Genomic DNA, 12,394 nt, shown 5'->3' with positions numbered 1-12,394 from the left:
GCTCCCATGACTTCGACAACGGCCATCAAGAGCCCCGACGCCCGACGCGGTCGGCACGACCCTCGCCAGCCGCTTCTGGCAATCGACGAGCCGCCGCCCTATGCGGTGTTCAACCCGGACGGCACGTCGCCGTTCCTTTTGCTCTGCGAGCATGCGTCCAACCGCATGCCGCGCGCGCTCGGCGACATGGGCCTGCCCGAATACGAGCGGCGCCGCCACATCGCCTGGGACATCGGCGCGCTGGCGCTTGCCCAGCACTTAAGCCTCAGCCTCGATGCACCGCTGTTCTTCACCAACTATTCGCGGCTGGTGATCGACTGCAACCGCCCGCTTTCGGCACCGTCCTTCATCCCGGAAGTCAGCGAAACGACGGAGATCCCGGCCAACCGAGATCTCACGGAGGCTGAGCGCAGGCAACGCGTGGACACGCTGTTCAGACCCTTCGCCGATGCGGTAACCCGACGCCTCGACCTGCTCGAAGCGAAGGGCGAGAAGCCGTTCGTCGTCGGCGTGCACAGTTTCACGCCCGTCTATTTCGGCAAGCCACGGCCATGGCAGGCGGGTATTCTCTATCGCGACGCCGAGGCTTTCGCACAATCGATGATCCGCGGCTTGAGCAGCGAAGAGCAACTGACGATCGGCGACAACGAGCCCTACAACATTCACCCGGACGAAGATTATACCGTGCCGGTGCATGCGGATGCGCGCAAGTTGCCGGGTGTGCTGATCGAGGTCCGGCATGACCTGATCGACACCGACACAGGCGTTGCCGCTTGGGGCGAGCGTCTCACCCGTTGTCTTCGGGCGAGCCTTGAGGAGTGCCGCTAGTGACTGAAGGCCTCTACGCCAGAGACGGACAGGCAATCGCCAACCTGCAGAAGCTGCGCTTCTTTCCGCTCGCCATCGCCGGTGGACATGGGGCACGCCTCATGGAAGAGGACGGTCGCGAGCTAATCGACCTCTCCGGCGCCTGGGGGGCTGCAAGCCTCGGCTATGGCCATCCCGCATTCGTGGAGGCCGTGTCGCGCGCCGTCGCCAATCCGGCTGGCGCAAGTGTGCTGTCGGCCGCCAATGCCCCGGCAACCGCTCTTGCCGAAAAACTGCTCGGCCTCTTCCCCGGCGAGGGACGCAACAAGGTGTGGTTCGGCCATTCCGGTTCGGATGCCAACGAGGCGGTCTTCCGGGCGATCGCTAAAGCGACCGGCCGCACCGGCGTCATCTCCTTCGTCGGCGCCTATCACGGCTGCACCACGGGTTCGATGGCCTTTTCCGGCCACAGCGTCCAGGCGGGTGCGACCAAGGCGGAAGGCCTGATCCTGCTGCCCTTCCCCGACCCCTATCGACCCTACCATGGCGATGCGAGCGGCGACGCAGTCCTCGACCTCCTGAAACAGCAGTTCGCAACCACGGCACCGCCGGAGAAGATTGGCTGCGCCTTCATCGAGCCGATTCAGTCGGACGGCGGCCTGATCGTGCCGCCAAAAGGATTCTTCCAGAAATTCGCCGATCTCTGCCGTCAGCACGGCATTCTCGTCGTTTGCGACGAGGTGAAGGTCGGGCTTGGCCGAAGCGGCAAGATGCACTGCTTCGAACACGAGGACTTCGTTCCCGATATCCTGACGATCGGCAAGGGCCTCGGCGGCGGCCTGCCACTGTCCGCCGCAATCGGCCCGGCAGAGATCCTGGACTGCGCCACAGCCTTCGCGATGCAGACCCTGCATGGCAACCCGGTCTCGACGGCGGCCGGCCTGGCCGTACTAGAGACCATCGAGCGAGAGGGGTTGGCGGACGCGGCCGAGCGTAAGGGCGAACGGCTGCGCGAAGGTCTGCGGCAACTTGCCGGACGCCACGCCCTGATCGGCGATGTGCGCGGACGTGGCCTGGCCACGGGTGTGGAACTGATTACCGACAGCAGCAGCCGGGAACCGGCATCACAAGAAACGGCCAAGCTGATCTATCGCGCCTATGAGCTCGGCCTCGTCCTCTATTACGTCGGCATGAACTCCAACGTGCTGGAGATGACTCCACCGCTGACGATATCGGACACCGAGATTGACCAGGCGCTCGACATTCTCGACCGCGCCTTCGGCGATGTCAGAGCTGGCCGGGTTTCTGACGCTGCGCTTGCCGATTTTGCCGGCTGGTAAGATCGGCACGGGGGGCGTTGCCTACCAGCCCTCGTCCAGCACCCGCGTCAGCATGTCGGCGAAGAAGTCGGTGCTCTCGCGGCTGAGGCAGAGCGGCGGCTTGATCTTCAAGACGTTGAGGTGATCGCCGGTCGGCTGCATGATGACCCCGAGCACCAGCAGGCGGTCGCAGATGGCGGCCGTCTCCTCGCTCGCCGGCTCCAGCGTGTCGCGATCGCGCACGAATTCGACACCGAGATAAAGCCCCATGCCGTGCACCGCACCGACGATCGGAAACCGTTGCGCAAGCGCTTCGAGCCTCGTTTTGAGATAGCCGCCGACGACACGGGCGTTTTCCTGCAGCTTCTCTTCTTCGATGAGATCGAGCACCGTCTGGCCGACGACGGAGCTGACCGGGCTGCCGCCGGAGGACGAGAAGAAATAGCCTTCCTTCTCCAGCGCATCGGCAATCTCGCGCCTGGTGATGACGGCACCGAGCGGGTGGCCGTTGCCCATGCCCTTGGCGATGGTGATGATATCCGGCACCACGCCCTGCTCCTCGAACCCCCAGAAATAATCGCCGAGCCTGCCATAGCCGACCTGCACTTCGTCGGCGATGCACACGCCACCGCGCTGGCGAACCATGGCATAGACGGCATCGAGATAGCCTTTCGGCAAGGGAATGCCGCCGGCGTTGCCGTAGACCGGCTCGCAGATGAAGCCGGCAAGCCCTTCGCCTGCGTCCTCCAGTTCGCGCAGCTTGGTCGCCACCGACCGCACGTAAGTGTCGGTGGTGTCGGCGCCCCGGAATTGTCCACGATAGGTATTGGGCGCGACGACAGCATGCACCCAGTCGGGACGGGTCTCAAGCGCCCGCGGGTTGTCGGCGATCGAAGTCGAGACCGCGTCGCTCGCCACCGTCCAGCCATGATAAGCCTCGAGCAGGCTGACCACATTGCGCTCACCGGAAAATGCCCAGGCGAGACGCAAGGCAAGGTCGTTCGCCTCCGAGCCACTATTGACCAGGAACACCGTGTCGAGACCGTCAGGCGCAAGCGCTGCAAGCCTTTCGGAAAACTCGGCAACTGACGCATAGTGAAAGCGAGAATTGGTGTTGAGCAGCGACCATTGCCGACCGACCGCTGCCGCCAGCCTTGGGTGCCCGTGGCCAAGGATCGTCACGTTGTTGACCATGTCGAGATAGGCCCTGCCCTCGACGTCGAACAGGTGCTCCTTCCAGCCGCGCTCGATCTGCGGCGGCTTGCTGTAGTAGTTCTTCTGCGGCCTGGCGAAATGCTGCTGGCGGCGATCAAGCAGGTCTGTCGAATGCGGCGCCGGCGCATCGCAGTCGAAACCAAGAATGCCAGAGGGTGACGGGCAGAGCGCGCGCCAGGCCTCGGCCTGACGAGCCGGAACAAACAGCGGCGGGATCAACCCCGGTTCGCGGCAGAGCTGTACCCGCATCAGCCCAAGCCCGTGGCCGGCCTCGACCACCGTGCCGATCGGCGCACCGGCGGCAACCGCCTCCTCAGCGTCCTCGGGCGGCTCCAGACCGGTGAGATGGAGAACGACTGCAGGACCGTTCAGCACCACCCGTCCGTCATGCCATTCGGTTCCGCCGGCAAAGGGCGCTCTGACGACAGTGCCGACAGGCAGGCACAGATCGACATGCAGCGCAAAGGTCGAAGTCGGTCGCGACGCGCGAAGCGCACTCTCGGTCAGCCGATATTCGCCGTAACGGGTGGACGCCATGCCGATCGCATGCGCAGCCGTCTGCAACAGTGACGCCGGAAGGCCCTGGTGCTGCCACCGTTCCTCGGGAAGCAAGGGGCTGAGGATGGAAAGGTCGATCTGGCGCACGCCGGCCGGCTCGATCTCGACGAGCAACCCTTCGCCGATCACCGGCAGCGTTTTTTCAGGCGCGGCATCGACAGCGCGCAGGATCGCCTGCTGCATCAGCGCCGGCGGCACGGAAACGGCGACGTCGAAGATCTCACGTTCATGGGCGGCATTGCCCTGAACGTATGCATTGTCAGGGTCGATGGTCAGCTGCTGTTCGGAACTGGCGACCAGCACCGCGGCGCGCGCAACGACCAGCGGCCACAATGCCTTCAGTTCGCTTTCCTCGAGCGGGCAAACCGCATGAAAAGCCCTGATGGCCGGCAGGATGAAGAACGGATCGCCATCGGCATGATGCAGCAGCGAGGCACAGGTCACCGCCAGTTCGGCGACGAGCCAGCCTTTGAGAATGTCGCCGAAATCGATGACACTGTCCGGCACCGTTCGACCCGCGGCATCCGGCTGCCCGACGACATTGTCGTCGGTGACGTCGTGGTGGATGGCTTGCACGCGCAAGTCGGCGGTCAGCGGATGAAGCCGGCGCATGGCGCCCACCATGGCCTCGGCAATCCGTTTCTTCAGCCCCTCGTCGTTCATGGCGGCAAGCAGGTGAAGCGCGACAGGGGCGGCATGCCTCAGGTCCCATTGCAGCTCGCGGTCAAGGCCCGGATGGTCGAAATCACGCAGCGCCACCGCCAACCGTCCGGCGATATCGCCGAGTGTTGCCACCGTTTCCGCGCTCAGATGCTTGCGGCGGGTCAACGGCACGCCTTCGAGATAGGTCAGCAGGCGAACGCGATAGGCCTCGCCGCGCACCGTCGTCTCGACAATGTCGTTGCCGTCGAGCGCACGCACCACCTGCGGCGCACGCACCGAACCTGCCTGGCGGGCGAGATGCAGCAAGGCGGCGTTCTGGGCCTGCAGTTCCTGCAGGTCATAGGCTGCCCGGCAGATCTTGAGGACAAAACGGGCCTCGCCCGTGTCGATCCGGTAGTTGCGGTCCTGCTGGCTGCCGAGTTCGCTCAAGGTGCCGGAGAGGCCGAAATGCTCCAAGAGGATGCGCGCAGCGTCGTCAGGCGCGACATCGGGCCTTGGCAATTCCGTGCGAAGCTTCAGCGCGTCTTGAACCATATGTCGCCTCCATCACATCCGGCACCATGCCGACTTCCGAATCGACCGAACGGGTCTCCTGACTATTGCGACATACCTTCAAGGCGATAGCGCGTCCCGGGATAGAGCAGGCGCGCCGTCGTCACATTGGCGGTGTCCGACCAGGTACGACGCCGGATCATCAGACAGGGCTCGTTGCGGTCGATGCCGAGCAGCTTGCATTCCCATGGTTGCGGCGAAACCGCCTCGACGATCTGTTCGGTACGGGTGATCGGCGCCACCGCCGTCAGATAGGCGTTCGGCGTCATGTCGCGGAAATCCTGCTCCATGTATTTCGGGCAGATCGACGGGTTGACGAACCGGTCCTCGATCTGGATCGGCAGGCCGTTTTCCGAATGCACCATGATCGAGTGGAAAACCCGCGCACCGGTCGCAAGCCCGAGCGCATAGCCGATCTCCGACGGTGCCACCTCTTCCTGCATCAGCGTCATGCGCGAGGTATGCGCATGGCCGCGCTCGCGGATTTCATCGGCGATATTACGCACTTCCAATAGCGCGGTGCTGCCCTTGTGGGCCGCGACGAACGAGCCGACCCCTTGGACGCGGGTGATCGCGCCTTCGGTCGCGAGTTCGCGCAGCGCGCGGTTTGCGGTCATGCGGCTGACGCCGAGATCGGCAACGATCTCGTTTTCGGAAGGGATGCGATGATGTGCCGGCCATTCGCCGCTGTCGATGCGGGTGCGGATGAACTGCTTCACCGCCTCGTAGCGTGGCACCGGTCCGTCCTCGAATGCCGCCATGTCGATCCTTCGTCTGAGTGCCGTTATCGGCATTTTCCCCGCCCTTTCCGGATCACGAACAAATCATGCGTATCCGGCAATGATTCTTTTCGTTCATTTCGCGCTTGCGCGCCACAGCAAAATATCTATAGTTCCATATACAACTACGTACAGGAAAATCGCAACATGGCAACTTTTCCCGTCAACCGGCTCTTCGCCGACCATGCGCTTCTGCCGACCGGCTGGGCGCAGAACGTCGCCATTGCGCTTGATCAGACAGGCGAGATCGTCTCCATCAAGACCGATCAGCCCATCGCCGATGGCGACGAACGCGTTGCCGGACCGCTGGTTCCAGCCCTTGCCAACCTGCATTCCCACGCCTTCCAGCGCGCCATGGCGGGCCTTGCCGAAGTGGCCGGCAGCGGTGATGACAGCTTCTGGACCTGGCGGGAAGAAATGTACCGCACTGTCGGCCTCGTGAACCCTGACGACGTCGAGGCGATCGCCGCCAAGCTCTACATGGAGATGCTGAAGGGCGGCTTCGGCCATGTCGCCGAATTCCACTACCTGCACCACACCGCCGATGGCACGCCCCATGCAGACCCGGCCGAAATGTCGCTGCGCATTCTCAATGCTGCCAAAGCGACCGGCATCGGGCTTACGCATCTTCCGGTCTTCTACGCCCACGCCAATTTCGGCGGCGTCGCCCCGAATGCCGGCCAGCGCCCCTTCCTGCATGATCCCGATCGCTTCCTGGCGCTGCTCGAACGACTGGCGCCGCTCTGCCGCAACAACGGCCAGACGCTCGGCTATGCCATCCATTCGCTGCGCGCCGCGACCCCTGAAGAAATGCGCACGATCCTCGAACGCGCGCCGGTCGCAGGCCCGATCCACATCCACGTCGCCGAGCAGACCAAGGAAGTGGACGACAGCCTTGCCTGGAGCGGCCGTCGCCCGGTTCAATGGCTGCTCGACGAGATGCCGGTCGATGAGCGCTGGTGCCTGATCCACGCCACCCACCTGACGGACGACGAACGGCAGCGCCTGGCGCGATCCGGCGCGGTTGCCGGTCTTTGCCCGGCAACCGAAGCCAATCTCGGCGACGGCATCTTCCCGGCCGTCGACTACATGGCGGAAGGCGGGCGCCTCGGCATCGGCACCGACAGCCACGTCGCGACCAGCGTCGCCGAAGAATTGCGGCTGCTCGAATACGGCCAGCGCCTGCGCGATCGCCGCCGCAACCGCCTTGCGGGCCCCGGCGCCTCCGTCGGCCACACGATTTTCGATGCGGCCCTCAGGGGCGGCGCCCAGGCCGTCGGCCAGAAGACATCGGGCATCGCCGTCGGTGCCCGCGCCGATTTCGTCGTGCTCGACGGCGCCAATCCGTACATCGCCGCGGCAAGCGGCAATCAGATCCTCGACCGCTGGCTGTTTGCGCTTGGCGGCGAGACCGTCCGCGACGTCATGGTCGCCGGACAGTGGAAGATCCGCAATGGACGCCACGACCGGGAGGAAGACATCGACCGCGCCTTCGCGCGGGTGCTCATGAAACTGAAGTAGTCGTCAAAGCCAAAATCAAAACAGGGAACAGCTTAATGTCGATCAACAAACTGAAACTCACGCTCGCCGCCACTGGCCTCATGCTCGCCGCCTCCACCGGCAACGCCAGCGCCTCCTATTGCGGCGACGGCAAGACCGTCACCTTCGCCGGCATCGACTGGGAAAGCGGCGCCTTCATCACCGAAGTGATGAAAACCATTCTCTCCAAGGGCTACGACTGCCAGGTGGATTCGATCCCCGGCAACTCCGTGACGCTGGAACAGGCAACCGCCAACAACGACGTGCAGATCTTTGCCGAGGAATGGCTCGGCCGCTCCGACATCTGGAACAAGGCCGTCGAGGAAAAGAAGGTCGTCGCCGTCGGCAAGACCTTCGTCGGCGCCAGCGAAGGCTGGTTCGTGCCGGAATACGTCATCAAGGGCGACGCCAGCCGCAACATCGAGGCGAAGGCACCCGACCTGAAGAGCGTGTCGCAGCTCACCGATGCGAAGATCGTCGAAATCTTCGCCGATCCGGAGGAGCCGACCAAGGGCCGCTTCCTCAATTGCCCGTCGGGCTGGACCTGCGAAGGCGTCAGCACCGCCAAGCTCGATGCCTACAAGCTCGGCGAGGCCTATGTGAACTTCCGCCCCGGCACCGGCACGGCACTCGATTCGGCCATCACGTCGGCTTACCTTCAGGGCGAACCGATCCTGTTCTACTACTGGTCCCCGACCGCGATCATGGGCAAGTTCAAGCTCGTGCAGCTGGAGGAGCCGGCCTATAACGAAGCCTGCTGGAAGGAGCTTTCGAGCGCCACCGGCAAGCGCGACGAGGGCTGCGCCTTCCCGTCCGTCGACGTCTCCTACGGCGTCAACAGCACGTTCGCGCAGGAAGCCCCGGAGATCATCGCGATCCTCGAAAAGGCGACCTTCCCGCTCGAAGACGTCAACGGCAGCCTTGCCTACATGACCGACCAGAAGGTCGATGCAGTGGCGGCAGCGGCCGAGTTCCTGAAGACCAAGGGCGATGTCTGGGGCAAGTGGGTCTCCGACGAGGCCCGCGGTAAGATCGAAGCCAGCCTGAAGTAAGTCCGTTCGGTCGGCCGACGCGGCTCTGGTGCGCCCCTGTCTGAGACAGGGCTGTCTCATCGGATCCGCGCGGCCCGACCTTCGACATCCCGAGGCAAGCGCCATCGGCCGCAGCGTTGCGCCCGCCCTTGGCCCGAGCAAGGAACGACATCCGATGTTTCCGGATACCCTCAATCTCTCCATCCGCGCGCCGGTGAACGAGTTCATCCAGACGCTGGTCAGCAGCTATGGCTGGGTCTTCAAGGCAATCAGCGCAGTGATCCTGAAAGCCGTGCTGTTCATCGAGTGGATCCTGCGCGGCCTGCCCTGGTGGGTCGTCATCCTCGCCTTCATGGCGCTCGCCTGGCAAAGCTCCAAGCGCTGGACGCTGACGGTCGCGGTCGGGGCGCTCCTGTTCTTCGTTGGCGTGCTCGGTCTCTGGGACCTCACCATGCAGACGCTGGCGCTGATGCTGATGGCAACGCTGGTATCGGTTGCAATCGGCGTGCCCATGGGCATCCTCGTCGCCAAGAGCAGGCTGGTGCGCAACATTACGCTTCCGGTGCTCGACGTGATGCAGACCATGCCGAGCTTCGTCTATCTGATCCCGGCCCTGATGCTCTTCGGTCTCGGGAAGGTGCCGGCGATCCTGGCGACGATCATCTATGCGGTGCCGCCGCTGATCCGTCTCACCGATCTCGGCATTCGCCAGGTCGATCACGAGGTCGTCGAGGCGGCGACCGCCTTCGGTGGCAGCCCCAACCAGATCCTCTTCGGCGTCGAACTGCCGCTCGCCACCCCGACGATCATGGCCGGCCTCAACCAGACGATCATGATGGCGCTGTCGATGGTGGTCGTCGCCTCGATGATCGGTGCGCGTGGCCTCGGCGAACAGGTGCTGAACGGCATCCAGACACTCGACGTCGGCAAGGGCCTGGAGGCCGGTATCGGCATCGTCATCCTGGCAATCGTACTCGACCGCATCACGCAAGGTTTCGGCAAGAGCCGGACGGAGGATCCCCGCAATGGCTGATATCGAGATCCGCAACGTCTACAAGATCTTCGGGCAGGACGCGAAGGCCGCCCTCGCCATGGCCAAGGACGGCCTCGCCAAGGCAGAAATTCTTGCCCGCTCCGGCTGCAGCGTCGGCCTCAACGACGTCAGCCTGACGATCGGCGCCGGCAAAATCTTCGTCATCATGGGCCTGTCGGGATCGGGCAAGTCGACGCTGGTACGCCACATCAACCGGCTGATCGAGCCGACGAGCGGAGAGGTCGCCTTTGATGGCAGCAACATCCTCGATCTCGATGCCAAGGCGCTTCGCACCTTCCGCATGCACCGCGTCAGCATGGTGTTCCAGAGCTTTGCCCTGATGCCGCATCGAACCGTCTTGCAGAACGTCGTCTACGGCCAGCGCGTGCGCGGCCTCTCCAAAGCCGACACCCGCGACATCGGCATGAAATGGATCGAGACCGTGGGCCTCTCCGGCTACGATGCCAAGTTCCCGCACCAGCTGTCGGGCGGCATGAAGCAGCGCGTCGGCCTTGCCCGGGCGCTTGCCGCCGATACCGACGTCATCCTGATGGACGAGGCCTTCTCCGCGCTCGATCCATTGATCCGCGCCGACATGCAGGACCAGTTGCTGCAGCTGCAGCAGAACCTGTCGAAGACCATCGTCTTCATCACCCACGACCTCGACGAGGCTTTGCGCATCGGCTCGGAAATCGCCATCCTCAAGGACGGTCAGGTGGTGCAGGTGGGGACACCGGACGATATTCTCGACAAGCCCGCCAACGACTACGTCGCCCGTTTCGTCCAACGTCGCCAGGGAAGGCCGGAAGCGCATGACTGAAACCATCACGCTTGATGGACCGGCAGACTGGACTGATATCGCCGCGGTCGCCAACGGCGCCCGGCTGACGCTTTCCGACGCGGCCCGCGAACGCATCGTCAAGGCGCGCGCCGTGGTCGAGGCGCTGGTCGATCGCGGCATTCGCGGCTATGGCATCAACACCGGTGTCGGCGCGCTCTGCGATGTCATCATCGACAGGGAAAACCAGCAAGCGCTGTCGCGCAACATCATCCTCAGCCACGCCTGCGGCGTCGGCGAACCGCTGGGGCGGGCGGAAGCACGGGCGGTGATGGCCGCGCAGATCGCCAATTTCGCCCATGGTTATTCCGGCGTGCGCGTCGAGACGGTCGAAGCGCTGCTTGCACTGCTCAATGCCGGCCTCATCCCCAATATCCCGTCGCGCGGCTCCGTGGGCTACCTCACCCATGCCGCGTCCATCGGCCTCGTCCTGATCGGCCGTGGCACGGTAAACGACGGCAGGGAAATCGTCCCTGGTGCAGAAGCGCTGCGCCGGCTTGGGTTCCAGCCTTTGCGCCTGCAGGCCAAGGAGGGCTTGAGCCTCGTCAACGGCACACCCTGCGCCACCGGTCTCGCAGCGCTGGCGCTGTCGCGCACGCAAAGCCTTTTTGCCTGGGCGGATGCGGCAGCGGCCCTTACCTATGAAAACCTTGGCAGCCAGGCCAATACCTTTGCCACCGGGCCCTTAGCGTTGCGCCATTCGCCAGGGCTGCAGGCAGTCGGCGAGGCGCTGCGCGATTTCCTTGCCGATAGCCCGATGCTGGCAGCCAGCGCCGGCACGCGCACACAGGATCCCTTGAGCCTGCGCGCCGTTCCGCATGTGCACGGTGCCGCCCGCGACGCCTTCGAGCATGTGGCCGAGGTGGTGAACCGCGAGCTCGCAAGCCTCACCGATAACCCCGCCGTCTCCGGCACGCCGGAAGCGCCGGAAGTGCACTCGCAGGCCCATGCGGTGGGCGCCGCGCTCGGCCTTGCCATGGACAGCCTCGCGGTTGCCGTCGCCGAAGTCGCGGCCATCTCCGAGCGTCGCATCGACCGGCTGGTCAACCCGCTGGTCAGCGGCCTGCCCGCCTTTCTCGCCGGCGACGGCGGCGTGTCTTCCGGCTACATGATCGCCCAGTATACGGCCGCCGCCCTTTCCGCGGAAAACCGCCGGCTGGCGGCCCCCGCAAGCCTCGACGGCGGCATCACCTCGGCGCTGCAGGAGGATATCCTGACGCACGCGACCCCCGCAGCCTTCAAGGCGCTGGCGATCGTCGACAATCTCGAGCGCATCCTTGCCATCGAGCTGCTCGCCGCCGCCCAGGCCTACGACCTGCAGCCGCGCCCAACGGCCAAGGCAAAGCGCACCGAGACGCTCTACCGACGCATCCGAACCGCCGTTCCCCACTATGCCGACGACAGACCGATGAACGAGGACTTCGAGCACATGCGCCACGTCATTCAGGAAGGAACGCCATGAAGCTCCTGCCCGCCTCCGGCCACAAGCGCATGCCCTGGAAAAACGGCGGCGGCGAAACCATCGAGATCGCGGTTTTCCCTGAGGGCGCGTCGCTTTCGCAGTTCGACTGGCGGGTGAGCATGGCAACCGTCGCCAGCGATGGCCCGTTCTCCGCCTTTCCCGGCATCGACCGCACCCTGTCGATCCTCGAAGGCAACGGCATGACGCTTTCGATAGAAGGCCGAGATCGGGCGCCATTGACGCAGGCAACTGCACCGCTCGCGTTCCCCGCCGACGTCGCCACCTCCGCCACCCTGATCGACGGCACGATCGTCGACCTCAACGTCATGACCCGCCGGGGCAGGCTCGCTCATCGTGTGCGCCGACTGGACGTCGAGGGCGAAGGCTCGCTTGCGAGCGAAACGGCAACCAGCCTCATCTTTTGCCATCGCGGCGCCGTGACGCTGGATCTCAAGGGCCAGACAGTTGCGCTCTCGGCCGGCGATGCCGTGGTGGTATCAGGGCCGCTTGCCGCAGCCTTGAAGACCCCGGCAAACTGCGCGCTGTTCCTCATCGAGATCGATACCGCAGAGAACGTCTGACGCCGGAATAGCCGGCA

At 64.6% G+C, this 12,394-nt stretch carries 10 protein-coding genes; 8 read left to right on the top strand and 2 right to left on the bottom strand.

Annotated elements, in window-relative coordinates:
- The first annotated feature begins 6 nt into the window (after positions 1–6).
- Entirely contained in the window at positions 7–828 is an 822-nt protein-coding gene (locus AC1Q80_RS25385; RefSeq protein WP_492362210.1) for an N-formylglutamate amidohydrolase, read from the top strand.
- Complete coding sequence (locus tag AC1Q80_RS25380; protein ID WP_492362209.1) at positions 828–2,147, top strand: aspartate aminotransferase family protein; 1,320 nt, start codon at positions 828–830, stop codon at positions 2,145–2,147. The genes AC1Q80_RS25385 and AC1Q80_RS25380 overlap by 1 nt, the downstream gene beginning before the upstream one ends.
- Before the next feature lie 21 nt (positions 2,148–2,168).
- On the opposite strand, the gene AC1Q80_RS25375 is transcribed toward AC1Q80_RS25380, so the two are convergent.
- Both AC1Q80_RS25375 and hutC read right to left on the bottom strand, forming a co-directional pair.
- Complete coding sequence (locus AC1Q80_RS25375; protein WP_492362208.1) at positions 2,169–5,096, bottom strand: aminotransferase; 2,928 nt, start codon at positions 5,094–5,096, stop codon at positions 2,169–2,171.
- 62 nt (positions 5,097–5,158) lie between these two features.
- Positions 5,159–5,902, bottom strand: coding sequence for a histidine utilization transcriptional repressor HutC (gene hutC, locus AC1Q80_RS25370; RefSeq protein ID WP_173423801.1), 744 nt, complete (start codon positions 5,900–5,902; stop codon positions 5,159–5,161).
- Positions 5,903–6,040: 138 nt separating this feature from the next.
- Here hutC and hutF point away from each other — a divergent pair, with 138 nt between their 5' ends.
- The 6 genes from hutF (at position 6,041) to AC1Q80_RS25340 (ending at position 12,377) form a co-directional block, all read left to right on the top strand.
- Complete coding sequence (gene hutF / locus AC1Q80_RS25365) at positions 6,041–7,414, top strand: formimidoylglutamate deiminase (RefSeq protein WP_492362207.1); 1,374 nt, start codon at positions 6,041–6,043, stop codon at positions 7,412–7,414.
- 35 nt (positions 7,415–7,449) lie between these two features.
- Positions 7,450–8,484: an ABC transporter substrate-binding protein gene (locus AC1Q80_RS25360; protein WP_492362206.1), complete on the top strand. Its 1,035-nt coding sequence runs from the start codon at positions 7,450–7,452 to the stop codon at positions 8,482–8,484.
- 154 nt (positions 8,485–8,638) lie between these two features.
- Positions 8,639–9,496 (top strand): ABC transporter permease, encoded by an 858-nt coding sequence (locus AC1Q80_RS25355; protein WP_077502802.1) that lies wholly within the window; start codon positions 8,639–8,641, stop codon positions 9,494–9,496.
- A complete protein-coding gene (locus AC1Q80_RS25350; RefSeq protein ID WP_492362205.1) occupies positions 9,489–10,316 on the top strand; it encodes a quaternary amine ABC transporter ATP-binding protein in 828 nt (275 codons plus the stop codon). The genes AC1Q80_RS25355 and AC1Q80_RS25350 overlap by 8 nt, the downstream gene beginning before the upstream one ends.
- Positions 10,309–11,796: an HAL/PAL/TAL family ammonia-lyase gene (locus AC1Q80_RS25345; protein ID WP_492362204.1), complete on the top strand. Its 1,488-nt coding sequence runs from the start codon at positions 10,309–10,311 to the stop codon at positions 11,794–11,796. The genes AC1Q80_RS25350 and AC1Q80_RS25345 overlap by 8 nt, the downstream gene beginning before the upstream one ends.
- Positions 11,793–12,377, top strand: a complete 585-nt coding sequence (locus AC1Q80_RS25340) for a HutD/Ves family protein (RefSeq protein ID WP_492362203.1) — start codon at positions 11,793–11,795, stop codon at positions 12,375–12,377. The genes AC1Q80_RS25345 and AC1Q80_RS25340 overlap by 4 nt, the downstream gene beginning before the upstream one ends.
- Positions 12,378–12,394 lie beyond the last annotated feature (17 nt).

This window comes from Ensifer sp. GW823-FHT05D09 (genome assembly GCF_058795755.1).
Note: the sequence above shows the minus strand (reverse complement) of the source record. Positions and strands in the feature narration are given on the sequence as shown.